The 25,186-nt window shown below is 75.1% G+C and carries 11 protein-coding genes; 10 read left to right on the plus strand and 1 reads right to left on the minus strand.

The window, feature by feature from the left end; genetic code table 11:
* The first annotated feature begins 22 nt into the window (after window positions 1-22).
* The 10 genes from BLW85_RS34160 (at window position 23) to BLW85_RS34205 (ending at window position 22,204) form a co-directional block, all read left to right on the plus strand.
* Window positions 23-232: an MbtH family protein gene (locus BLW85_RS34160; protein ID WP_070027727.1), complete on the plus strand. Its 210-nt coding sequence runs from the start codon at window positions 23-25 to the stop codon at window positions 230-232.
* Between the two features lie 112 nt (window positions 233-344).
* Entirely contained in the window at window positions 345-1,379 is a 1,035-nt protein-coding gene (gene ispH / locus BLW85_RS34165; protein WP_079172515.1) for a 4-hydroxy-3-methylbut-2-enyl diphosphate reductase, read from the plus strand.
* 17 nt (window positions 1,380-1,396) lie between these two features.
* Window positions 1,397-3,211 carry a 1-deoxy-D-xylulose-5-phosphate synthase gene (locus BLW85_RS34170; RefSeq protein ID WP_070027726.1) on the plus strand — a complete coding sequence of 605 codons (1,815 nt, stop codon included), beginning with the start codon at window positions 1,397-1,399 and terminating at the stop codon, window positions 3,209-3,211.
* A 48-nt stretch (window positions 3,212-3,259) separates the two neighbouring features.
* On the plus strand, window positions 3,260-4,399 hold the full coding sequence (gene ispG / locus BLW85_RS34175) for a flavodoxin-dependent (E)-4-hydroxy-3-methylbut-2-enyl-diphosphate synthase (RefSeq protein WP_074995101.1): 1,140 nt from the start codon (window positions 3,260-3,262) through the stop codon (window positions 4,397-4,399).
* 17 nt (window positions 4,400-4,416) lie between these two features.
* Entirely contained in the window at window positions 4,417-4,770 is a 354-nt protein-coding gene (locus BLW85_RS34180) for a nuclear transport factor 2 family protein (RefSeq protein ID WP_070027724.1), read from the plus strand.
* Window positions 4,771-4,786: 16 nt separating this feature from the next.
* Window positions 4,787-5,830, plus strand: coding sequence for a branched-chain amino acid aminotransferase (locus tag BLW85_RS34185; RefSeq protein ID WP_074995104.1), 1,044 nt, complete (start codon window positions 4,787-4,789; stop codon window positions 5,828-5,830).
* A gap of 242 nt (window positions 5,831-6,072) precedes the next feature.
* Complete coding sequence (locus BLW85_RS34190) at window positions 6,073-12,366, plus strand: non-ribosomal peptide synthetase (RefSeq protein ID WP_079172516.1); 6,294 nt, start codon at window positions 6,073-6,075, stop codon at window positions 12,364-12,366.
* 58 nt (window positions 12,367-12,424) lie between these two features.
* Window positions 12,425-19,693 carry a non-ribosomal peptide synthetase gene (locus BLW85_RS34195; RefSeq protein ID WP_079172517.1) on the plus strand — a complete coding sequence of 2,423 codons (7,269 nt, stop codon included), beginning with the start codon at window positions 12,425-12,427 and terminating at the stop codon, window positions 19,691-19,693.
* Window positions 19,690-20,916, plus strand: coding sequence for a cytochrome P450 (locus BLW85_RS34200; RefSeq protein WP_074995109.1), 1,227 nt, complete (start codon window positions 19,690-19,692; stop codon window positions 20,914-20,916). Before BLW85_RS34195 ends, BLW85_RS34200 begins: the two co-directional genes overlap by 4 nt.
* A 40-nt stretch (window positions 20,917-20,956) precedes the next feature.
* Window positions 20,957-22,204 carry an MFS transporter gene (locus BLW85_RS34205; RefSeq protein WP_070027720.1) on the plus strand — a complete coding sequence of 416 codons (1,248 nt, stop codon included), beginning with the start codon at window positions 20,957-20,959 and terminating at the stop codon, window positions 22,202-22,204.
* Here the strand turns inward: BLW85_RS34205 and BLW85_RS34210 are convergent.
* A complete protein-coding gene (locus tag BLW85_RS34210; protein ID WP_074995111.1) occupies window positions 22,201-25,116 on the minus strand; it encodes a helix-turn-helix transcriptional regulator in 2,916 nt (971 codons plus the stop codon). The two genes, BLW85_RS34205 and BLW85_RS34210, sit on opposite strands and share 4 nt — an antisense overlap.
* Between the last annotated feature and the right edge of the window lie 70 nt (window positions 25,117-25,186).

Here is a 25,186-nt window from a genome sequence, read left to right on the forward strand (position 1 = left end):
TCGAAAAGGAAAGGGAAAAGAAATGACGAACCCGTTCGAGAACGCCGAGGGCCGCTACGTCGTCCTGGTCAACGACGAGGGCCAGCACTCCCTGTGGCCCGACTTCGCCGAGGTCCCGGCCGGCTGGGAGGTCGTGTACACGGTGAACGACCGCCAGTCCTGCCTCGACTACATCGAGGCCAACTGGACCGACATGCGGCCCAAGAGCCTCGTCCGCCAGATGGCCGCCTGACCGCGGCCGGCACGGGGGGACGGCGGTGAGCACGCCCGTCCCCCCCGGCAGGCGGACACGCCGGCCACCCCGCGGCCCGACCCCTCTCCCACCTCCCCGAACGGAGCGCGCCATGAGCACCACCAGCCTGCCGACCCCCGGAGCAGCCGGCACCGCCGCGCCCCGACAGCCCGTCAAGAGCGTCGCGCTGGCCGAACCGCGCGGTTTCTGCGCGGGCGTGCGCCGCGCCATCGGCATCGTGGAACGCGCCCTCGACATGCACGGCGCGCCCGTGTACGTCCGCAAGGAGATCGTGCACAACCACCATGTCGTCGCCGAACTGGAAAAGCGCGGCGCCCGGTTCGTGGACAGCGAGGAGGAGGTGCCCGAGGGCGCGGTGTGCGTCTTCTCCGCCCACGGGGTGTCCCCCGCCGTACGGACCGGGGCCGCGCGCCGCCGGCTCGACGTGATCGACGCGACCTGCCCGCTGGTCGCCAAGGTGCACCAGGAAGCCCTGCGCTACGCCCGCGACGGACGGACCATCCTGCTGGTCGGCCACGCCGACCACGAGGAGGTCGAGGGCGTCCGCGGCGAGGCCCCCGACCACACCCTCGTCGTGGAGAGCGAGGCCGACGTGGCGGCGCTCGCCCTCCCCGACGACGCGCCGGTGGCCTACCTCACCCAGACCACCCTCTCCTTCGACGACACCGCGCGGGTCGTCGCGGCCCTGCACCGCCGGTTCACCGACATCGTCGGACCGGCCGGCAGCGACATCTGCTACGCCAGCCAGAACCGGCAGAACGCGGTCAAGGCACTGGCCCACCGCAACGACCTCGTCCTCGTCGTCGGCTCGCGCAACTCCAGCAACTCCGCCCGCATGGTGGAGGTCGCCCGAGAACAGGGCAGCGCCGCCCACCTGGTGCCCGACGCCGGTCACCTGGACGTCTCCTGGCTCGCCTCCGCCACCCGCATCGGCGTCAGCTCCGGCGCCAGCGCTCCCGAGTCCCTCGTCCGCGGGCTCCTCGACCGGCTGGCCGGCCTCGGCTACACCCACGTCGAGGTCGACCGGGGAACCCCCGAGGACGTCGTCTTCGCCCTGCCCGGCCGGCTCGCCGACCCGGGCACCGGTCGCACCCCGAGCACCCCACTGGCCGATGAAGCCCTGTGACCAGAACAGGAACCGTCATGACGTCGATCGATCCGGTCCCCGCAGCGGACGACCTGCGCGCCCTCACCCCCGAGCAGACGGAGGAACTCGCCGCCGGCATCAGGCGGTTGCTCGTCGATGAGGTGACCCGTACCGGGGGCCACCTCGGACCGAGCCTCGGCGTGGTCGAGCTGACCATCGCCCTGCACCGGGTCTTCGACTCCCCGCGCGACCGGCTCCTGTGGGACACCGGGCACCAGACCTACGCCCACAAGATCCTCACCGGCCGCGCCGGGGCCTTCGGGACCCTCCGGCAGCCCGGCGGGCTGTCCGGCTACCCCTCCCGGACCGAGTCCGAGCACGACGTCATCGAGAACTCGCACGCCTCGACCGTCCTGTCCTACGCCGACGGACTGGCCAAGGCACACGAACTCCAGGGCGTCACCGACCGCGCGGTGGTGGCCGTCATCGGGGACGGCGCGCTGACCGGCGGCATGGCCTGGGAGGGTCTGAACAACCTCGGGGCGGCCCCGCACCGCCCGGTGATCGTCGTGCTCAACGACAACACCCGCTCCTACGCCCCCACGGTCGGCGGCCTCGCCGAGCACCTGGCCGGGCTGCGCACCGGGGAACACGGCGGGCCCAGCGTGTTCGAGAACATGGGGCTGGCCTACCTGGGCCCGGTCGACGGGCACGACATCGCCGCCCTGGAGCGCGCCCTGCGCCGGGCGGCGGACCTCGGCCGCCCGGTCGTCGTGCACTGCCTGACCGAGAAGGGCCGCGGCCACGCCCCCGCCGAACAGGACGAGACCGACCGCTTCCACGCCGTGCGCCCCCGGCCCGCCACCCCCGCGGCCCCCGCCGAAGGCCCCGCCTGGACCGATGTGTTCGCCGCCGAACTGGAGGAACTCGGCGCCCGGCGCCCCGACCTCGTCGCCGTCACGGCGGCCATGCTCGCGCCCACCGGCCTGTCCCGCTTCGCCGACCGCTTCCCCGAGCGCACCTTCGACGTCGGCATCGCCGAACAGCACGCCGTCACCTCGGCGGCCGGCCTCGCCCTGGGCGGCCTGCACCCCGTGGTGGCCCTCTACGCCACCTTCCTCAACCGCGCCTTCGACCAGCTGCTGCTCGACGTCGCCCTGCACCGCGCCCCGGTCACCTTCGTCCTGGACCGGGCCGGGGTGACCGGCGACGACGGCGCCTCCCACAACGGCATGTGGGACCTTTCCCTGGTCCAGCTGGTGCCCGGGCTGCGGGTGGCGGCGCCGCGCGACGCCGCCACCCTGCGCCGCGCCCTGCGCGAGGCCGTCGCCGTCACCGACGGACCCACCGCGCTGCGCTTCCCCAAGGGCACCGCCCCGGCCGCCGTCGCGGCGGTCGACACCGTCGCCGGAACGGACGTGCTGCGCCGCCCCGCCACCGCGGCCCGCGACGTCCTGCTGGTGTCCGTCGGCACCATGGCCGGGGTCTGCCTGGAGGCGGCCGACCGGCTGGAAGAGCACGGATTCGGCGTCACCGTCGTCGACCCGCGCTGGATCGCCCCCGTGCCCACCGCCCTCGTCACCATGGGACTCGACCACGGACTGGTCGTCACCGTGGAGGACGGCGGCCGCGCCGGCGGCACCGGCTCCGCCCTGGCCCAGGCCCTCGCCGAGGCGGGCGCCCGCACCCCGGCCCGCACCCTCGCACTGCCCCAGCGCTTCCTGGACCACGGCCGGCGCGGCGACATCCTCGCCGCGTGCGGACTGACCGGACGCGGCATCGCCCGCGCCGTGGTCGAGGCGCTCGCCCACCGCGACGACGACATCCGCATCGACGCCCCGGCCCCCCAGCCCGTCGGCGCCGACCAGTAACCCGGCAGACCCCGCACCCCCGTTCCCGCACCGGATCAGGAGAACCCCATGACGGTCCAGCTCGGCATGCCGCCGATGCCCCCGCCGGCACTCGCGCCGCGCCGGCCGACCCGCCAACTGGACGTGGGCGGCGTGGGCGTGGGCAGCGAACACCCCGTCTCCGTGCAGTCCATGACGACCACCGTCACCGCCGACGTCGACGCCACCCTCCGGCAGATCGCCGAACTCACCACCGCCGGCTGCGACATCGTGCGGGTGGCCTGCCCCTCGCAGGACGACGCGGACGCCCTGCCGCTGATCGCCGCCAAGTCGCGGATCCCCGTGATCGCCGACATCCACTTCCAGCCGCGCTACGTCTTCGCCGCCATCGAGGCCGGCTGCGCCGGGGTCCGGGTCAACCCCGGCAACATCAAGAGGTTCGACGACCGGATCAAGGACATCGCCCGCGCGGCGAAGGACCACGGCACGCCCATCCGGATCGGGGTCAACGCCGGATCGCTGGACCAGCGGCTGCTGGCCAAGCACGGCAAGGCCACCCCGGAGGCCCTGGTGGAGTCGGCCCTGTGGGAGGCGAGCCTGTTCGCCGAACACGACTTCCACGACCTCAAGATCTCCGTGAAGCACAACGACCCGGTCGTCATGATCCGCGCCTACGAACTCCTCGCCGAGTCCTGCGACTACCCCCTCCACCTGGGCGTCACCGAGGCCGGGCCGGCCTTCCAGGGCACCGTCAAGTCCGCGGTCGCCTTCGGCGCGCTGCTGCGCCAGGGCATCGGCGACACCATCCGGGTCTCGCTGTCCGCGCCCCCGGCGGAGGAGGTCAAGGTCGCCCAGCAGATCCTGCGCTCGCTGGACCTGCGCCCGCGCCGGCTCGACATCGTCTCCTGCCCCTCCTGCGGCCGCGCCCAGGTGGACGTCTACAAACTGGCGGCCGAGGTCGCCGCCGGTCTGGACGGACTCGAAGCCCCGCTGCGCGTCGCCGTGATGGGCTGCGTGGTCAACGGCCCCGGCGAGGCCCGGGAAGCGGACCTCGGCGTGGCCTCCGGCAACGGCAAGGGCCAGATCTTCGTCAAGGGCGAGGTCGTGCGCACCGTACCGGAGTCGAAGATCGTCGAAACCCTGATCGAGGAGGCCCTGCGGCTGGCCGACGCCGACCAGGGCAGCGCCCCCCGCCCGCAGACGGCATGACCCGAAGGAGGCCGCGGATGAACACCGAACAGCACATACGCCGTTACTACGAGCTCGTGGACGTCGGCGACGTACCCGCCCTCGTCGAACTCTTCGACCACGACGCCGTCTACCGCCGCCCCGGCTACGACCCGCTGGTCGGCAGGACCGAACTGGAGCGCTTCTACCGCGAGCAGCGCGTCATCAAGGAGGGCCGGCACACCCTGTCCACCACGCTGGTGCACGCGGACGGGGCCGCCGTGCACGGCACGTTCGAGGGGACCCTGCGCGACGGCCGCTCGGTCTCACTGCGGTTCGCGGACTTCTTCACCTTCACCGACACCGGCAGGTTCCGCAGCCGGGACACCTTCTTCTACGCCCCGCTGGTCTGACGAGAGGAGCACCCAGGTGACGACGGGACATGGCTTCGGGGAGCGGTTCACCGACCACATGGTGCTGCTGGAATGGACCGCCGAGCACGGGTGGGCGGGCCGCCCGCGCCTGCTGCCCCACGGCGACCTGGCGTTCAGCCCCGCGATGGCCGGACTGCACTACGGGCAGGTGGTGTTCGAGGGGCTCAAGGCCCACCGAAGGGCGGACGGGACGCTCGCCACCTTCCGGCCCGACGCCCACGCACACCGCTTCCGGCAGTCGGCGCGCCGCCTCGCCATGCCGGAGCTGCCCGAGGAACTCTTCCTGGAGGCCGTGGACGCCTACGTCGGCGCCGACGGCGCGGCCCTGCCCACCGACGACCCCACCCTGAGCCTCTACCTGCGGCCGGTGCTCTTCGCCAGCGAGCCCTGCCTGGCACTGCGGCCCGCGCGCGCCTTCACCTTCCTGCTGCTGGGCTTCGTCACCAGCGGCTTCTTCTCCGACCGGCCCGATCCGGTGTCGGTGCTCGTCAGCCGGGAGTTCTCGCGGGCCGCCCCCGGCGGCACCGGGCAGGCCAAGTGCGCCGGGAACTACGCGGGCGCCTTCCTGGCCCAGCGGGCCGCGGCCGACGCCGGGTGCCACCAGGTGGTCTGGCTCGACCCGGTGGAGCGCCGCTGGGTCGAGGAGATGGGCGGCATGAACCTCTTCTTCGTCCGCGGCACGGGCCCCACCGCCGAAGTGGTCACCCCGCCGCTCACCGGCACCCTGCTGCCCGGCGTCACCCGCGACTCCCTGCTCACCCTCGCCGCCCGGCGCGGCTACACCGTGCGCGAGGAGCGGGTCTCCGTCGAGCAGTGGCGCGCGCAGAGCGCGTCGGGTCTCGTCACGGAGACGTTCGCCTGCGGCACGGCGGCGCTGGTGACCCCGGTCGGCGAGGTGTGCGACGGCACCGACCGCTGGACGATCGGCGGCGGCAAGCCGGGCCCGTTGACCCTGGAGATGCGCGACGCGCTGAGCGATCTGCACCAGGGCCGGGTGCCGGACCCGCACGGATGGCTGCGGATCCACACCGGCCGGTAGGAGACCGGACGCGCGCGCGGGCGCGCGCCGGAGGGCGGCACCGGGGACCCCACTCCCGGTGCCGCCCTTCGCGCTGCCCCCGCCGGTGGCGGCCGGCGAGACCGCCCCCCGGCCGACCGCGCGGACCTCCCGCCACCTCCCCGGAACCGCAGCCGACTCTGCTCACACCGCTGCCTCTTCTTCCCTGGGGGCCGTGCGCGAGCGGCGGCACGCTGCTGGGAAACACGGCTGGGAGGCTCACAGTGACAACAGGCCCGGCCCCCGAGGGGGCACCGCACGACGTGGACACCCGCACGGCATCCTTCGCCCAGCGCCGGCTGTGGTTCCTGGACCAGCTGGCGGGTTCCGCCGCCGGCTCGATGCTTCCGCTGGTCCTGCGCCTGCGGGGCACCCTCGACGCCGACCGCCTGGAACGGTCCCTCGGCGGGATCGTCGCCCGGCACGAGGTGCTGCGCACCCGGTTCACCGCCGTCGACGGCGAGCCGGTGCCGGTCGTGGACGCCCCGGCCGGACTCGCGCTGCGCCGGATCACCGCGGCCGGGCCCGCCGACCTGTACGCCCACTGCCTGGGCCGCCCGGTCGACCTCCGCACCGAGCACCCGGTGCGCGCCACCCTCGCCCGCGTCGCCGACGACGAGCACCTGCTGCTGATCGAGGTCCACCACATCGCCGTGGACGGCTGGTCCTGGGGCGTCCTCCTCGACGAACTGGCCGCCGGATACCGGGGGGAGACCGTCGCCCCGCCCGCCCGGCAGTACGCCGACCTCGCCCGCGCCCAGGCCGAGCGGCTGACCGGTGAGCGGCTGGAGCGGCTGCTCGGGCACTGGCGGGACCGGCTGGCCGGGCTGACCCCGCTGGACCTGCCCACCGACCGGCCCCGGCCCCGCCGCTGGGACGGCGCCGGCGACGTCGTCCGCTTCGACCTGCCCGCCGACCTGGTCACCGCCGTCGACGGCCTGGCCCGCTCCCGGCGCGCCACCCGCTACATGGTGCTGCTCGCCGCCTACCAGGCGCTCCTCGGCCACTGGTCGGGCCGCACCGACGTCGCCGTGTGCAGCACCCTGGCCGACCGCGCCCAGCGGGGCGCCGCCGAGCTGATCGGCCCGCTGGTGAACACCGTCGTACTGCGCACGGACCTGTCCGGGCGGCCCGGCTTCGACACGCTCCTGGATCGGGTGCGCGGGCGCGTGCCGGCCGATCTCTCGCACGCCGAGGCCCCCTTCGACCTGGTGGTCGGCGCGCTGGGCGGCTCCCGCGACCTGTCCCGGCACCCGCTCGCCCAGGCTTCCTTCACCCTGCTCAACTCCCCGATCCGGCCGGTGCGGATGCCGGGTCTGGAGGCGACCCTGGTCGAGCCGCCGCTGACCGAGACGCCCCTCGACGTCTTCCTGGACCTGACCCTGCGCACGGACGGCAGCATCGCCGCCGTCCTCCAGTACGCCACCGCCCTGTTCGACGCCGCCACCATGCGCGCCTTCGCCCGGGCGTACGTGGCACTGCTGCGGGCCGTCCTCGCCGACCCCGCCGTCCCCGTGCACGAGCTGGCCCGCGCCCTGCCCGCCGGACCCGGGGCCCCCGCCCGCCCCCGCCCCGAGTGGCACCACGCCCCCGACCGGCCCACCGCGCCCCCGGAACCGGTCGCGTTCAGCGGCCGGCCCGAGGCGACCGCGCTGCGGTGCGGCGACGACAGCGCCACCTACGCGGAACTCGACGCCCTGTCCGGCGGACTCGCCGTCGCCCTGCGACAGGCCGGCGTCGCCGAGGGCAGCCCGGTGGGCGTGCTGCTGCGCCGCGGCCTGTGGTCGGTCGCCGCCATCGAGGGGATCTGGCGGGCGGGCGGCGCCTATGTGCCCCTCGACCCCGAACTGCCCGCACAGCGGCTGGCGTTCATGGCCGAGGAGACCGGGCTCCACTGCGTCGTCGCCGAACCGGCCACGGCCGCCGCCGCGGGCCCGCTCGCCCCCCTCACCGTCGACGTCACGACCGTCGCACCCGATCCGGGCGGCCCCCGCCCGCGGCCCCACCCCCGGCAGCTCGCCCACGTCATCTTCACCTCCGGCTCCACCGGCCGGCCCAAGGCGGTCGGCGTCGAGCACGCCGCGCTCGCCTCCCACGTGGCCGCCGCCCGGCAGCGCCTCGGCATCACCGCCGCCGACCGGGTGCTGGCCTTCGCCTCCTTCTCCTTCGACGCCTCCCTCGACCAGGTGCTGCCCGCCCTCACCTCGGGCGCCACCGTGGTGATGCGCCCCGACGAGCCCTGGCTGCCCACCCAGGTACCGGAGATCGTCCAGCGGTACGGCCTGACCGTGGTCAACGTGCCGCCCACCTACTGGTCCGAACTGGCCCTCAGCCTCGACCGGCGGCTGGCCGCGGCCCTTGCCCCGCTGCGGCTGCTGGTCCTCGGCGGCGAGACGGTTCCCGCCGACACCCTCGCCGTCTGGCGGGCCGCCGTGCCGTGGGCGCGGGTCTGCAACGCCTACGGGCCCACCGAGACCACCGTCACCGCCACCACCCACGACGCCGGTGAACCGCCCGCCGGCAGCGTGCCCATCGGCCGGCCGCTCGGCGACCGGCGGGTGTACGTGGTGGACACCGACGACCGGCAGGTTCCGGTCGGCGTCCTCGGTGAACTCCTCATCGGCGGCACCGAGGTGGCCCGCGGGTACCTCAACCGGCCCGCGCTGACCGCCGAGCGCTTCGTGCCCGACCCGTACGGCCCGCCCGGCCACCGGCTGTACCGCACCGGCGACCTCGTGCGCTGGACGCCCGGCGGCGAGCTGGAGTTCGCGGGCCGCCGCGACGACCAGGTCAAGATCCGCGGCTTCCGGGTCGAACTCGGCGAGGTGGAGGCCGTGTTGCGGGCCTGCCCGCTGGTCGCCGCGGCCGCCGCCCGCCCCGACCGGGCCACCGGACGCGCCCTGATCGGCTACGTCGTCCCCGCCCCCGACGCGCCGACGCCACCCGACCGGGCGGAGCTGCGGGCCTGGTGCGCGCGTCAGCTGCCGCACTACGCCGTCCCCTCGGACATCGTCGTCCTGGACGCCCTCCCGGTCGGTGTCTCCGGCAAGCTCGACCGGGGCGCCCTGCCCGATCCCGAGCGGTCCCGCACGGCCGCGGACCCCGCGGGCACCGCGCCGCGCGACGAGACCGAACGCCTCGTGGCCGAGGTGTGGGCCGACGTCCTGGGAGTGGACGAGATCGGCATCGACGACAGCTTCTTCGACCTGGGCGGCCACTCCCTGCTCGCCACCATGGCGGTCTCCCGGATCGCCGGGCGGCTCGGCCGGGACGTCGAGTTGCGCACCCTCTTCGAGCACCCCACCGTGCGCGGCTTCGCCCCCCGCGTCGCCGGCGCCCGCGCGTCGGGCACCACCGAGGTGGTCCCCGTGGACCGGACCCGGCCGCTGCCGCTGTCCTTCGCGCAGGAACGCCTCTGGTTCCTGGACCGCACCTCCGACCGCGGCGACTCCTATCTGCTCTGGTACTGCCGACGGGTGCGCGGCGGACTCGACCGCGCCGCCTGGCAGCAGGCGCTGGACGACCTGGTGGCCCGGCACGAGGTGCTGCGCACCGCGCTGATCGAGTCCGACGGCCGCCCCGTGCAGCAGGTCTGCGACCCCATGACCGTCCCGCTGCACTGGGAGGCCGCGCCCGCGGGCCCGGACGAGGCCGCCCGGCTGAACGCCGTACGGCGGCGGGCCGCGGACCTCGCCACGCGCCGCTTCGACCTCGCCCGCCCGCCGCTGCTGCGGGCCGGTGTGTGGGAGCTGGCCGAGGACGACCACGTGGTCCTGCTCGCCCTGCACCACGCCGTCACCGACGGCTGGTCCAAGGGCGTCCTGCTGGACGAACTCGCCCGGCACTACACGGCCCGGCGGGCCGGACGGGCCGCCGGACTGCCGCCACTGCCCGTGCAGTACGGCGACTTCGCCGTCTGGCAGCGCGAGCGCGCCGACAGCGGCGCACTGGAGGACCAACTCGCCTACTGGGAGGGGACGCTGGCGGCGACGCCCACCCTGGACCTGCCCGCCGACCGGCCCCGCCCGGCCGCGTTCACCGGCCGGGGCGGCGCGGTCGAGGTCGAGCTGCCCGCCGGACTCGTGGCGCGCGTGGACGGCTTCGCCCGCGAGCGCGGCGCCACCCGCTTCATGGTGCTGCTGGCCGCCGCCCAGGCCGTGCTGTCCCGCTGGTCCGGGCAGACCGACGTCCCCGTGGGCACCCCCGTCGCCGGCCGCGGACGCCTCGAACTCGAACCCCTGATCGGCTTCTTCGTCAACACCGTCGTGCTGCGCACGGACCTGTCGGGACGGCCCACCTTCGCCGCGCTGGTGGACCGGGTGCGGGACGTCGTACTCGGTGCCTTCGACCACCAGGAGGTGCCGTTCGAGCGGGTCGTGGAACGGCTGCGCCCCGAACGCGATCTGTCCCGCAACCCCCTGTTCCAGGTCATGGTGGACGTCCAGGACGGCTCCACGGGCGGCTCCGGACTGCCGGGACTCGACTCCGCGGACTTCCGGCTCCCGTGGGAGTCGGCCAAGTTCGACCTCACGGCCACCTTCGTGGTGCGCCCCGGCGGCTTCGCCCTGAACGTCGAGTACGCCGCCGACCTGTTCGAGGCGGCCACCGCCACCCGCTTCGCCCGCCATGTCGGCCGGCTGCTGGAGGCCGTGCTCGCCGACCCCGGCGCCCGTGTCGACGCCGCCTGCCTGCTGTCCCCCGGGGAGCGCGACGTCCTGGTGGCGACGGCGGGCCGGGAGGTGCCGGCCGCGCCCCGGCTGCGGGTGACCGGCCGGCCGGACGCCCCCGCCGTCGTCTGCGAGGGAACCACGCTGGACTACGCCCGGCTGGACGCCCTGACCGGCGGACTGGCCGCCGCGCTGGCCGACGGGGGAGTGGCCCCCGGCGACCCCGTCGGGGTGTGCGTCGCACGGGGCGTGTGGTCCGTGGCCGCGATGCTCGCCGTCTGGCGGGCGGGCGGCGTCTACGTCCCGCTCGACGCCCGGCTGCCCGAGGAGCGGCTGCGCTACATGCTCCGGGAGGCCGGGGCACGGCACGTGGTGACCGACGCGCACACCCGCGACCTCGTCACCGCCCTCGGGGTGACGGCCGTCGCCGTGGAGGACGTACGGCCCCGGCCCGACGGCCCCCGGCGGACGGCCGACCCCGGCGACCTGGCGTACGTCATCTTCACCTCGGGCTCCACCGGCCGCCCCAAGGCCGTCGGCGTCGAACACCACGCCCTCGACGCCCATGTGGCCACGGCCCGCGAGCGGTTCGCGCTGACCGCGGACGACCGGGTGCTCACCTTCGCCTCGACCTCGTTCGACGCCTCCCTGGAGCAGATCCTGCCCGCGCTGAGCACCGGCGCCACGGTGGTCGTGCGCCCGGACGAGATCTGGGCCCCCGAGGAACTGGCCGAACGGGTCGCCGCCGAACGCGTCACCGTCATGGAGCTGACCCCGTCCTACTGGGCGGAACTGGTGTCCCGGCTGGACCTGCTGGCCCCGCGCCTGACGTCCCTGCGGCTGCTGGTGACCGGGGGCGAGGCACTGCCCGCCGACCCGCTGGAGCGCTGGTTCGCGCACCTGCCCCGGGTGCCCGTGCTCAACACCTACGGCCCCACCGAGGCGGTGATCTCCGCCACCGCGCACACGGTCGGCACCGTCCCGGCCGGCCGGGTGCCCATCGGCCGGCCGCTGGGCGGCCGCCACGCCTATGTGGTCGACCCGTCGGGCGAACTCGCCCCGGCCGGTGTCCCCGGCGAACTCCTCGTCGGCGGAAGCGAGTTGGCGCGAGGGTATCTGGGACGACCGGGGCTGACCGCCGAACGGTTCGTGCCCGACCCGTTCGGCGCGCTCGGCGGCCGGCTGTACCGCACCGGCGACGTCGTACGCCGACTGCCCACGGGCGAGCTGGAGTTCCTCGGCCGCAACGACGACCAGGTGAAGATCCGCGGGTTCCGCGTCGAACCCAAGGAGGCCGAGGCGGTGCTGCGGCGGCACCCCGGGGTGCGGGGCGCGGCGGTCGTCGTGCGCGACCTGCGCGGCGAGCCCGCCCTGGTGGGCTACGTCGTGGGCGACGGACTGTCACAGGAGTCGCTGGAGACCCACTGCCGGGCCGAACTGCCGCACTACCTGGTGCCGTCGGCGCTCGTCCTCCTCGACGCGCTGCCGCTGACCGTGCAGGGCAAGCTGGACACCGCCGCCCTGCCCGAGCCCGCCGCCCGCGAACCGCACGCCTTCGTGGCGCCGCGCACCCCGGCCGAGACGGTCGTCGCCCAGATCTGGTGCGAGGTGCTGGACCTGCCCCGGGTCGGCGTCCACGACGACTTCTTCGCGCTGGGCGGCCACTCGCTGCGCGCGGTCGCGGTCGCCTCCCGGCTGCGCACCGCCTTCGACTGCCCGCTCCAGGTCCGGGACCTCTTCGAACACCCCACGGTGGGCCGCCTCGCCGCCGAGGTGGAACGCCGGCTGCTGGAGCTGATCTCGCAGATGAGCGACGACGAGATCGACCTCTCGCTCACCGCCGACTTCTGAGGGCGCCACCGCCCCGAACCAGGCTTCCTCCCGACAGAGTTCAGATCGGAGTGCCCCCATGACCACATCCGACGTGCGCCCCGGCCCCGCCGCCACCGGCCAGACCCCGGCCACCGGACTGTCCCCGGCCGCCCGGCGCCTGCTGGAGCAGCGGCTGAGCGGCCGGACCGCCGCACGCGACGACGGCCCGCGGCGGGTCCGGCCCCGCCCGGAGCGCATCCCGCTGTCGCCCGCGCAGCAGCGCCTGTACTTCCTGGACCGCCTCGACCCCGGCGCCGCCACCTATCTGCTGCCCGCCGCCTGGCGCCTCACCGGCCCGCTGGACCTGGCCGCGCTGCGTGCGGCCGTCACCCGGCTGACCGACCGGCACGAGCAGCTGCGGGCGGTCTTCCCCGAGCACGAGGGCGTTCCGTACCAGCGGATCCTGCCGCCGGACGCCGGCTGCCTGCACGTGGTGGACGCCGGCGCCCCACCCGGCGCCGAGCGCGAGCGACGGCTGGCCGCCGCCGCGCACACCGCCGCGCTGCGCCCCTTCGACCTCGCCCGGGAGACCGCCTTCCGCGCCACCCTCGTCCGCGCCGCCGACGACGACCACGTGCTGGTCCTCGGCATGCACCACATCGTCTCCGACGGCTGGTCCCTCGGCCTGATCGTCCGCGACCTGACCGAGCTGTACCTGGCCGAGACCGGGGGCCGCCCCGCCGATCTGCCCGAACTGCCCCTGGACTACGCGGACTACGCCCTGTGGCAGCGGGCCGCCGACCAATCGGCCGCCCTCGACCACTGGCGCACCCGGCTGGCCGGCCTCAGCCCGCTGGAGCTGCCCGCCGACCACCCCCGCCCCGACACCCCCGGCGGGCGGGGCGCCGCCCATACCGTCACCCTGCCGCCCGCGCTGTCCGGCAGGCTCGCCGAACTCGGCCGGCGCGCGGGGACGACGCCGTACATGACGGTGCTGGCCGCCTTCCAGGCCGCGCTGGCCTTCCACACCGGGCAGCGGGACATCGCCGTCGGCACCGTCGTCGCCAACCGCGAGCGGGCCGAGACCGAACAGGTCGTCGGGTTCTTCGTCAACACCCTGGTGCTGCGCGGCGATCTGTCCGACGACCCCACCCCGGCCGCGCTGCTCGCCCGCACCCGGGAGCGGGTCCTGGAGGCGTTCTCCCACCAGTCGCTGCCGTTCGAGCGGGTCGTCGACGCGCTCAGCCCCGAGCGCGACCTCGCCCGCAACCCGCTGGTCCAGGTCCTCTACACGCACACCGACACCACCGCCGCCCGCTTCGACCTGGGCGCGGCGAAGGGGACGCCGTACCGGATCGACCTCACCACCGCCAAGTTCGACCTCACCCTCGACCTGCGCGACGGCGACGGCCGCACCGAGCTGGCGTTCGTGTACCGGCCCGACCTCTTCGAGGCGGCCTCGATCGGCGCCCTCGCCCGGCACACCGTGAACCTGCTGGAGGCGTTCTGCGCCACCCCCGACGCACCGCTGAGCGCCATCGACCCGCTCACCCCCGCCGAGCGCGCCCACCTGCTCGGCCCGGACGGACCCGCCCACACCGGCGAGGACCTCCACCCGGCCCCGCGCACCGCCCCCGACCGCCTCGCCGAGCACATCGCCCGCACCCCGCACGCCGTCGCCGTCAGCGGAACCCACGAGCTGACCTACGCCCGGCTCGACGCCCGCGCCTCCCGCCTGGCGGCCCGGCTGCGCGCGGCCGGGGTCACCCGCGGCTCCCTGGTCGGCGTCTGCCTCGACCGCACCCCCGAACTGGCCGTGGCCCTGCTGGCCGTCTGGCGCGCGGGCGCCGCCTATCTGCCGCTCGACCCCTCCCACCCCAAGGCCCGCCGCGAGTTCACCGTCACCGACTCCGGCATCGAGTGGATCGTCACCGACACCGCGACCCGCGGCGCCGTCGACCGGCTGCCGGCCCGGCTCGTCCTGGTGGACGAGGAGGACCGGCACGAGACCGCGACGGTCACCGAGGACGTCCGCCCGGCCTCCGACGATCTCGCCTACGTCATCTACACCTCCGGCTCCACCGGCCGCCCCAAGGGCGTCGAGATCACCCACGGCAACCTGGCCTGGCTGCTGGCCGCCGCCGACCGGCACTTCGACTTCGGCCCGGACGACGTGTGGACGCTGATGCACTCGCCCGCCTTCGACTTCTCGGTGTGGGAGCTGTGGGCGCCGCTGACCAGCGGCGGACGTGTGGTCGTGCTCGGCGCGGACCAGGTCCGCGACCCGGCCGCCGTGCACCGGGTACTGCGCGAGGAGGGCGTCACCGTCCTCAACCAGACCCCCGCCGCCTTCAAGGGGCTGCGCGCCCACCTCCGGGACGCGGGCCACGGCTTCGCCGAACTCCCGCTGCGCACCGTGGTGTTCGGCGGCGACGCGTTCGACGTCCGCGACTACCGGGACTGGTTCGCCACCCCGGGGCAGCGGCCCGCCCTGGTGAACATGTACGGCATCACCGAGACCACGGTGCACGTCACCTTCCGCGCCATCACCGAGCGGGACGTCCACGGCGCCGTCCGCTCCCCGATCGGCCGCCCGCTCACCGGGCAGCACGGGTACGTCCTCGACCCCTGGGGCCGGCTGGTGCCGCCCGGCAGCACCGGCGAGCTGTACGTCTCCGGCGGCGGCGTGGCCCGCGGCTACCGCAACCGGCCCGAGCTGACCGCCGAACGCTTCCTCGACGACCCCTTCGGCGCGCCCGGCGCCCGCATGTACCGCACCGGCGACCTCGTACGGGTGCTGCCCGACGGCGAGCTGGCCTACGTGGGCCGCGCCGACCACCAGGTGAAGATCCGCGGCTACCGCATCGAACCCGGCGAGATCGAGACCGCCCTGCGCGCCCTGCCCGGCGTCGCCGACGTGGCCGTGGTGGCCCGCCGCGACGGCGACACCGCCCGCCTGGTCGCCCATGTCGTCACCCCGGAGGGCCGCCCGCTCGATCCGCCCGCCCTGCGCGAGGGGCTGCGGCTGACCCTGCCCGACTACATGGTCCCCGCGCTGTTCGTCCGCCACGAGCGGCTGCCGCTGACCGCCAACGGCAAGGTGGACCGGAACGCGCTGACCGCCGTCGCCCCCGCCTCGGCCGGACCGGGCGCCCACGTGCCGCCGCGGGGACCGGTGGAGCAGGCGCTGGCCGGGGTGTGGAGCCAGGTGCTCGGCGCCGAACACGTGGGCCGCACCGACAACTTCTTCGAACTGGGCGGCGACTCCATCCTGGCGCTGCGCCTGGTCGGCCTCGGCCGGCTCGCCGGGCTCGGCTTCACCGTCGCCGACGTCTTCCGCACCCGTACCCTCGCCGACCTCGCCGCCCTCGTCACGGAAGCCGTCGACGCTCCGGCCCCCGTCGCCCCGTTCTCCCAGCTCGACCCCGCCGACGCGGGCCGGCTGCCCGACGGCCTGGACGACGCCTACCCGCTCACCATGCTCCAGGCCGGCATGCTGCACGAGATGCTCGCCGACCCCCGGCGCGGCGCCTACCACAACGTCACCGACCTGAAGATCACCGTGCCCGAGGGCTTCGACCTCGACGCGTTCCAGGCCGCCGTGGACGCGGTGGTCGCCGTGCACCCCATCCTGCGCAGCTCCGTCGACCTCGTCACCTACCGCGAACCCCTCCAGCTCGTTCACCGCGACGCCCGCCTGCGGGTCGGCTACACCGATCTGCGCGGCCTGACCCGCGAGGAGCAGCGGGCCCGGCTGCGCCGGTTCGTGGACGAGGAGTTCGAGCACCGCTTCGACCTGTCCGCCGCGCCTTTGGTCCGCATCCACCTGCACCACGTCACCGACCACGACCTGCGGCTCGTGCTCACCGACTGCCACGTCGTGCTGGACGGCTGGAGCCTGACCTCGCTCGTCGCCGACCTGCTCGCCCTGCACCGCGAGGCCGTCGCCCACGCCACCGCGCCCCGGCCCCCGCAGGCCCCGCCGTTCGCCGAGTACGTGGCCCTGGAACGGGCCGCCCTGCACAGCGAGGAGTCGCTGGCGTACTGGCGCGAACGCCTCGCCGACCTGCGCCCGGTGACCTTCCGGCGGCGCGCCGGGGCCGCCGGGGCCGGCCGGCAGCCGGTGCACGAGGTCCGCCGGTCCTACGCCCACCTCGCCGAGCGCATCGGAAAGCTGGCCAAGGACGCCGGAGTGCCCCGCCGCACCGTGCTGCTCACCGCCTTCCACCACACCATGAGCCTGTTCGCCGACCGCGACGAGAGCGCACTCGGCCACAGCATCGGCCTGGTCACCAACGGACGGCCCGAGGTGCCCGGCGCGGACCGGATGCGCGGACTGTTCCTGAACACCGTGCCGTTCGGCGTCGCCCGCCCGCGCGGCAGCTGGCGCGCCTATCTGCGGGACGTGTTCGCGGCCGAACAGGAGATGCTGCCGCACCGCAGGGTGCCGCTGGTCGGGATCGCCCGGCTGCGGCCGACCGAGCCCGACCTGACCGACGCCGTCTTCAACTACGTCAACTTCCACCGGCTGTCGCACGACTCCTGGGACGACTCCCTGGAGATCGCCCGGACCATGTTCCCGCTGCTGGTCAACGCCAGCGTCAACGCCTTCACCCTCGACGTGGACCCGGAGTTCGTCACCCCCGCCACCGCCGAGCAGCTGGCCGACGTGTACCGCGCCCAGCTGGAGGCCATGGTCGCCGCACCCGACGCCCGGGTCACCCGGCCCGCCCTCACCGGCGAGGCCCGCACCACCGCGCTTGGGAAGTGGGCGCGCGGACCCGAACTCCCCTCCTCGCCCCTGCTGTTCCACGAGCACATCGCGGGACACGCGGCCCGCACCCCGGACGCCGTCGCCGTCGAACACGACGGGCAGCGGGTGACGTACGGCGAACTCCACGAGCAGGCCGAACAGTTGGCCCGGCGGCTGCGGCTGCTCGGGGTCGGCCCGGAGACCGTGGTGGGCATCTGCGCCGAACGCGGCCCCGACCTGGTGCGCGCCGCCGTCGGCGTGCTCCGCTCCGGCGGCGCCTTCCTGCCCCTGGACCCGCAACACCCCACCGAGCGGCTCAAGTTCATGGCCGACGACAGCGGCATGCGGGTCCTGCTCACCCAGCGGTCCCTCGACGGCACGGTGCCCTTCGACGGTCCCGTGCTCCACCTGGACGTCCCCGCCGCCCCGCTGGAGCCCGTGCCGGGCCGCGAACCCGATGCCGACACCCTCGCCTACATCATCTACACCTCCGGCTCCACCGGCACCCCCAAGGGCGTCGCCCTGCCGCACCGCGGCCTGTCCAACATGCTGGAGGGCCAGCGCGACCTGGTCCGCCCCACCCCCGAGGACCGGGTGCTCCAGTTCGCCTCCTTCGGCTTCGACGCCTCCGTCCTGGAACTCACCTGGTCCCTCGCCAACGGCGGCCGGCTGGTCACCGCCGCCAAGGAGGACCTGCGCCCCGGCCCCGACCTCGCCCGCACCCTGCGCCGCGCCCGCGTCACCTGCGCCATGCTGCCGCCCAGCGCCCTCGCCGTGCTCGGCGAGGACGACTTCCCCGAACTGCGGGTGCTGCAAGTCGCGGGCGAGGCCTGCCCGGCCGAACTCGCCGACGTCTGGTCGCGGGGCCGCCGCTTCCACAACGTCTACGGCCTCACCGAGACCTCCGTGTGGTCCGTCGCCGCCGAACTGAGCCCCGGCCAGGGCCACCCGCCCATCGGCACCCCGATCCGCAACACCCGCATCCACGTCCTGGACGACGACCTCCAGCCGGTCCCGGCGGGCGTCCCCGGCGAGATCTACCTCGGCGGCCGGGCCGTCGGCCGCGGCTACCTCGGCCGGCCCGCGCTCACCGCCGCCACCTACGTCCCCGACCCCTACGGGCTCCCCGGCGAGCGGCTGTGCCGCACCGGCGACCTCGGCACCCACCGGCCCGACGGCTCCGTGGAATGGCTCGGCCGCCGCGACTCCCAGGTCAAGCTGCGCGGCTTCCGCATCGAACTCGGCGAGATCGAGCACGCGTTGCGGGCGCTGCCCGAGGTGCGCCAGGCCGTCGTCCTGCACCGCACCGACCTGCCCGGCGGCGAACCCGCGCTCGTCGCCTACCTGGTCGCGCGGGGCCCCGGACGCCCCACGCCCGAGGAACTGCGCCGCGCCCTGCGCGCCTCGCTGTCCTCCTACATGATCCCCGCCCGGTTCGTGCTCCTCGACGAGCTGCCCGTCAACCGCAGCGGCAAGATCGACAAGCGGGCGCTGCCGCTGCCGCCCGCCGAACTCGACCGGTCCGACACCGCGTACGTGGCCCCGGCCACCCCGGCGGAGAAGATCCTCGCCGAGATCTGGCGCGAGGTCCTCGGCCTCGCCCGCATCGGCGTCCACGACGACTTCTTCCGCATCGGCGGCAGCTCCCTGTCCACCGTCCGCGTCTCCCTGATGTCCGCCGCCCGCGGCCTCACGGTCTCCGTCGGCGACCTGATCGAGCACCCGACCATCGCCCAGCTCGCCGCGCACGCCGCCCGCACCGCCGAAGACGGGCTGCCCGCCGCCGTCACCTCCGAGGTGCGGCTGCGCGAGGGCACGGGCGAGCCGCTGTGGTGCGTGCACCCCACCGGCGGCAGCGCCGCCTGGTTCGTGCCGCTCGCCCGCGCCCTGCCGCCCGGCCGGCCCGTGCACGCCTTCCAGGCGCGCGGACTGCTCGGCGGGGTCGACCCCAGCACCGTCACCGGGATCGCGGCCAACTACGTCGCCGAGATCACCGACCGGGGCGAGCGGGGCCCGCACGCCCTGCTCGGCTGGTCCATGGGCGCCAACATCGCCCTGGAGATGGCCACCCAGCTGCACCGGGCAGGCCACCCGGTCGCGCCGCTGGTCCTGGTCGAGCCCTATCTGCCCAACCCGGCCGCCCGTGCCCGCCTGAACGGCGTCACCGACGACCTGCGCACCGCCTGGCGCCAGCGCGACCGGATCCGGCAGCTGCCGCCCTCCCCGGAGCGCGACCGGGCCACCGCCGAACTCACCGCCACCCTGCTCGGCGCCGGCATGAGCCCCGCCGAGGCGGCCCTCGTCGAGAACGCGCCCATCGAGGTGTGGCACTCGCTGCTCGCCGCCCTCGCCGGGTACGAGGTCCGCCCCTACCCCGGCCACATCCACCTCGTGGTCGGCAGCGAGGCGGCCGGACTGCCCCGGGGACGCACCATGCCGGGCCTGGACGTCGACTACGACACCTACGTCGAGCGCTGGCGCGAACTGGCCGGCGACGGACTCACCCTGCACATCAGCGAGGGCGACCACATGTCGATGATGGCCGCGCCGCGGGTGTCCGGCATCGCCGACATCCTCGTCGCGGTCCAGGAGCGGACGGGGGAGAACCGATGACCACCGCCGCCCCCTTCCAGGAGCGCTACCTGCTCGCCCCGGACATGATCGCCGACCCCTACGAGCGGCTCGACGCCCTGCGGGAGCACACCCCGGTGCACTGGAGCCCGATGCACCACGCCTGGCTGGTCACCGGCTACGACCAGGTGATGCGCTGCCTGCGCGACCCCGCGGTCTCCGCCGACCGGGTGCGGCCCCTGATGGACGCCGTACCGCAGGGCGCCCGCGAGGACGCCGAGCGGGCCTTCGGGATCCTGTCCCGCTGGATGGTGTTCAACGACCCGCCGCAGCACCGCAGACTGCGCCAGGTCTTCCAGGAGGCGTTCGCCGCGCGGGCGGTGGCCCGCTACCGGGCCTTCACCGAGAAGGCCACCCGGGCCGTCCTCGCCCGCAAGGCCGTCCCCGGCCGCACCGGGGACCTCATGGCCGACGTGGCCAAGCCGCTGCCCGCGCTGGTGTTCGCCCGTTGGCTCGGCATCCCCCGCACCGACGCCGCCGCCTTCTGGTACTGGAACGCCCGCGTCGCCGACCTCGTGCTCGGCACCGCCCAGGAGGAGAGCGAGTACCGCGCTTCCCTCCAGGCGCTGGTCAGCCTGGAGGACTACCTCGCCGCCCTGGTCGCGCGGCGGCGCGCCGAACCCGCCGACGACCTGATCAGCCAGGTGCTGGCGGAGGGCCGGGTCGGCGAGTCGGTCACCGAGAAGGAGTTCGTCGGAATGCTCACCCAGATGGCGTTCGCCGGCGGGGAGACCACCAGCAACCTCATCGCCAACACGGTCCTCGCCCTGCACACCCGGCCCGGTCAACTCGCCGCCGTACGCGAGGACCCCGGGCTGGCACAGGGCGCCGTGGAGGAGACGCTGCGGCTGGACGGACCGTCCAAGATGTCCATCCGCACCACGGTCTCCGACCTGGAGCTGGACGGGCACACCCTGCGGGCGGGCGACCGGATCTTCCTGGTGACCGCCGCCGCCAACCGCGACCCGGCCCGCTTCCCCGACCCCGGCCGGTTCGACGTGCGCCGCACCGGCGCCACCCACCTCGGCTTCGGCTTCGGCGCCCACTTCTGCATCGGCGCCGCGCTGGCCCGGCTGGTGGCCGTCGCCGCGGTGGGCACGCTGGTCCGCGACCACCCGGGTCTGACCCTGACCGACCCCGGCTCCCTGACCTGGCAGCCCTCCCTCCTCAACCGCAGCCTCACCGCGCTGCCCGTCCGCTACTGACCGGAGCGCCGCGCGCGTCCCGCACGACGAAAGGCACACCATGGCCACCACCCTCGCCGGCGCCGGCCCCCGGCTGTGGGCCCCCGCCCGGCAGCGGCCCTTCCAACTGCTGTGGCTGGGACAGTCGTTGTCCCTGCTCGGCGACGGCTTCAGCGTCGTCGCCTTCTCCTGGATCACCCTCGGCCTGACCGGCTCCACCCTCACCCTCGGCTACGTCCTCGCCTTCCAGGCGGTACCCCGCACCCTGCTCACCCTGGTCGGCGGCAGCCTCGGCGACTCCTGGTCCACCCGCACCCTGATGATCGCCTCCAGCTGGACCCGCGCCGCCCTGATGGCCGGGGTCGGACTCGCCGGGCTCGGCGGGCACCTGACGGTGTGGATGCTGTGCGCGGCGGCCGCCGCGTTCGGCGCCGTCGACGCCTTCTTCCAGCCCGCCCGGGTGTCGATCCTGCCCTCGGTGGTCGACGAGAACCTGCTCACCCCGGCCAACGCCCTGCTGGGCGCGGGCTCCCGCACGGCCGCCGTGGTCGGACCGGCGGTCGGGGGCGTGGTGATCGCGCTGACCCGGGCGCCGGTCGCGTTCGTGGTCGACGCGGTCTGCTTCGCCCTGTGCGGCTGGTGCGTGTCCCGCATCCGGCCCCGGGCCCGCACGGCTCCGGCGGCGAAGAAGACGGACACCGGGCAGCCCTCCCTCGGCGCCCGCATCCGCGAGGGCGTCGCCTTCACCCTGCGCGACCCGCGGCTGCGAACCGTCGTCGCCCTCGACACCGCCGTCAACTTCTGTTACGCCGGGCCCTTCACGGTCGGCTTCGCCACCCTCGCCGACCAGGTGCTGCGCGGCGGCTCGGCCACCCTGGGCGTGCTCAACGGCTCCCTCGCCGGGGGCGCGATGCTCGGCACGCTCGCGGGCGGCGCGCTGGGCGGCAGGCCGCGGGTCGGGCTGCTGGTGGCCGCCCTGGCCGGCTGGCTGGGTGCCGGGATGGCCGCGCTGGGGCTGGTGCACAGCACCCCCGCGGTCGTCGGGACCGTCCTGGCCATGGGCTTCGCCATCGGCTTCCAGGGGGTGTTCGGGCTCAGCTGGATCCAGCGCAACATCCCCGGGGACGTGCTCAGCCGGGTCATCTCCGTCGACATGGTCCTCGGCTACGCGGTGGCCCCGCTCTCCCTGATCGTGTGCGGCGCGCTGGCCCGGATCAACACCTTCGCCCTGTTCGGCCTGGTCGCCGCGGTGCTCGCCCTCACGGGACTCGCGGTGCTGGGGTCCAGGGCGGTGCGCGAGATGCGCTAACCCTCCCGCAAGGCGGCCGACCGGGCGCACAGGTCCGCGCGGTTGGCCGCCCCCGTCTTGGTGATCAGGCTGGCGATGTGCTTCTCCGCCGTACGGGGCGAGATGAACAGCCGGTCGGCGATGTCCTTGTTGGACAGCCGCTCCGCGAGCAGCCGGAACACCTCGAACTCGCGCACCGTCACGCCCTGGACGCGCAGCTGGTCCGGGATGCCGCTGCTGCCGGTGCGGTGCTGGCGCACGGGGGCGCCGAGCCGGCGCAGGCCCGCCCGGCAGGCGCCGGTCACGGCCGGCACGTCCCGCTCGTGGAAGTACTGCTCGGCCCGCCGCAGCCAGCCCACCGGATCGCCCCAGCCGTCCTCGTGCGCCGCGTCCGCGATCAGCCGCAGCCCCAGGTGCCGGGCCAGCGGGTAGGGCTCCGCCACCACCTGCGCCGCGTCGACCGCCCGCGCGGCCCCCGCCCCCTCGCCCTCCCGGCCGAGCAGCACGGCCTCCGCGAGCAGCACGAACTGCCGGTTCCAGCGCATCCGCGCCATCGCGGTGGCGGTGACCTCCGCGTGCCGGGCCCGGTCCGCGCGCCCGGCGAGCACGTCCAGCAGCAGCACCAGGCCGTGGGTGCCGCTGAGGTGGTAGGTCGAGGGGTTGTCCGCCTCCAGCGCCAGCACCGTGTCCAGGTCCTGCCGGGCCAGTTCCCGGTCCTCCTCCAGGAGCGCGCAGAAGGCACGGGCCAGACCGTGGCTCAGCGGCTCCTCCTGCGATCCGGCCCCGTCCCACTGCGCGAACGCGGCGAGCGCCGCCTCCATCCCGGCGCGGTTGCCGTGGTGCGCCTCCAGGACGCCCTGCGCCATGAGCACGTACCGCACGGCGGGCGCGAGCCGCAGCCGGCGCACGACGGCCAGGCACTCGGCGGCCGAGGCGCGCGCGGTGTCGTACCGGCCGCGCAGCACACCGTCGAGGACGAGGATGCCCTCGACGGTGTGCACGATGTTGACCGAGCCGAGCCGCAGCGCCTCCTCGCGCGCCGCCAGCAGACCCGCCGTGTCGCCCTCGGCGAGCCACGCGTTGCCGCCCAGCCGGGTGGCCGCGTACATCCGTTGCAGCGGCAGCCGGTGGCGCTCCGCGGTGGCCAGGGCCTGCCGGAGCATCGCCTCGGACTCCTCCGGGTCCCGCTCGCGCGCCACGGTCGCCAGCAGCTCCTGCGCCTGGCAGGCGACCACGGGCAGCCCGTGCCGTTCGGCGGTGTCGGCGGCCGACCGGGCCAGCTTCTCCGCGTGCTGGGTGCGGTCCGGGCCGGGGGTGTCCAGGGCCAGGTAGGCGGCCGTCACGTCGACGGCGGCGGCCGTCGTCTCGTCGGGCGCCGCGGCCAGCACCTCCCGGGCGCGGGCCACCTGCCGGTTGCCGTCGCTCCACCGGCCCGCCGTGTGCGCGACCTTGGCCAGCCGGGTGTGCAGCGTGGCCAGCCGGACCGGGCTCAGCCCCGAGCCGCCCAGCACGTGCAGGTCCTCGGCCAGTTCGAAGGCGCGGGCGAAGTCGCCCGCCTCGGCGAGCGCCGGCAGCAGGTTCTCCAGCACCGCGGCCCGCGCCTGCGGGTCGCCCGCGTCGGCCAGCAGGCCCTCGGCGCGGCTGAGCAGGGTCACGGCGGAGCCCAGCGCCCCGGCCGACAGGGCCCGGCCGCCCGCGTCCGCGAACAGCCGCCCGGCCTCGGTGCGGTCCCCGGCCTCGCTGCGCAGCCCCGCCGCCAGCGCGCACCAGTCGCCGCCCAGATCGGGGTGCAGCTCCTCGACCGCCTCCGCGCCCCGCCGCGCGAGATCCGCCCGCTGGCCCGGCGTCATCTGCGTGAACAGGGCCTCCACGGTGAGGGAATGCCGGAACGAGTACCAGTCGGGGGCCGGTTCGTCCGGGATGACCAGGCGGGCGGCCACGCCCGCGTGCAGATGGCTGAGCAGCGCGCGGTCGTCCACGCCGCTCATCCGCTGGAGCACCGTCAGCGGGAAGCGCCGGCCGAGCACGGCGGCGGCCGACAGCAGGGTCAGCCCCTGGGCGCCGAGCCGGTCGATGCGGCGCAGGATGTCCCGAGCCAGCGTCGAGGAGACATCGCTGCGCAGATCGCCGACGGCCCGCCAGCCGTCCGGGCCCTGCACCAGGGTGCCGGACCCGATCATGGTCTGGAGCAGTTCCTCGACCAGGTAGGGGCTGCCCGAGCTGTCCTCCCACAGCCGTCGCAGCACCGCCTCGGGCACCTCCTGCGGATCCGCCACCCCCAGCTGGGCGGCGATCATCTCGTGCGCCTGCGCCCGGGTCAGCGGCGGGATCTCCAGCACGGTGGCGACGCCGCGCCGGCGCGCCGACTGGGCCAGGTCCAGGGCGTCGCTGAAGTCCGTACGGACGGTGGCGAGCAGCAGGACGGGCGTGTACTCCAGGTTGTCCACGAGGTATTCGAGGACGCCGAGCGTCTCCGGGTCGGCGTCGTGCAGGTCCTCCAGGAGCAGCAGCTGGCCCTGTCCGCGGCCGGCCGCGAGGAGCAGCCGCAGCACCGCCTCGCCCAGGATCACCATCGAGCTGCTCTCGCGCTCCCCGGTGTCCCAGTCGGGGATCAGCCGCCCGAGCACCGGCCGGTACGGGCCCAGGGCCAGGTCGTCCATGTCCGCACCGCCGCGGAACAGCGACATCAGGGCCTCGGTCAACGGCCGGAACGGCACCGCGGGGCCCGTGGTGCTGCTGCGGCCCCGCAGGACCCGCATGCCGGCGTCCAGCGCGCCGCCCACGACCTCGGCGGCGAGCCGCGACTTGCCGACCCCGGCCTCTCCGACCAGGAAGACCACACCGCCGCGTCCCTGCTGGGCGCTGGTCAACGCGCGTTCAAGCAGGTCAAGTTGGGGGTCCCGCCCGACCAGGGAAGGCGCATGGGAACGCATGAACGCTGATGATAATCGGAATATCGGGACCTGGGGCAGATGCAATGGTCACGTCTCGCACCGGTCCCCT

The organism is Streptomyces misionensis (genome assembly GCF_900104815.1).
Lineage (GTDB): Bacteria > Actinomycetota > Actinomycetes > Streptomycetales > Streptomycetaceae > Streptomyces > Streptomyces misionensis.

What these genes read in the sequence shown, in the direction of transcription:
- BLW85_RS34160 (WP_070027727.1), top strand. Translation starts at nt 23, where the DNA reads ATGACGAACCCGTTCGAGAACGCCGAGGGCCGCTACGTCGTCCTGGTC.
- ispH (WP_079172515.1), top strand. Translation starts at nt 345, where the DNA reads ATGAGCACCACCAGCCTGCCGACCCCCGGAGCAGCCGGCACCGCCGCG.
- BLW85_RS34170 (WP_070027726.1), top strand. Translation starts at nt 1,397, where the DNA reads ATGACGTCGATCGATCCGGTCCCCGCAGCGGACGACCTGCGCGCCCTC.
- ispG (WP_074995101.1), top strand. Translation starts at nt 3,260, where the DNA reads ATGACGGTCCAGCTCGGCATGCCGCCGATGCCCCCGCCGGCACTCGCG.
- BLW85_RS34180 (WP_070027724.1), top strand. Translation starts at nt 4,417, where the DNA reads ATGAACACCGAACAGCACATACGCCGTTACTACGAGCTCGTGGACGTC.
- BLW85_RS34195 (WP_079172517.1), top strand. Translation starts at nt 12,425, where the DNA reads ATGACCACATCCGACGTGCGCCCCGGCCCCGCCGCCACCGGCCAGACC.
- BLW85_RS34200 (WP_074995109.1), top strand. Translation starts at nt 19,690, where the DNA reads ATGACCACCGCCGCCCCCTTCCAGGAGCGCTACCTGCTCGCCCCGGAC.
- BLW85_RS34205 (WP_070027720.1), top strand. Translation starts at nt 20,957, where the DNA reads ATGGCCACCACCCTCGCCGGCGCCGGCCCCCGGCTGTGGGCCCCCGCC.
- BLW85_RS34210 (WP_074995111.1), bottom strand. Translation starts at nt 25,116, where the DNA reads ATGCGTTCCCATGCGCCTTCCCTGGTCGGGCGGGACCCCCAACTTGAC.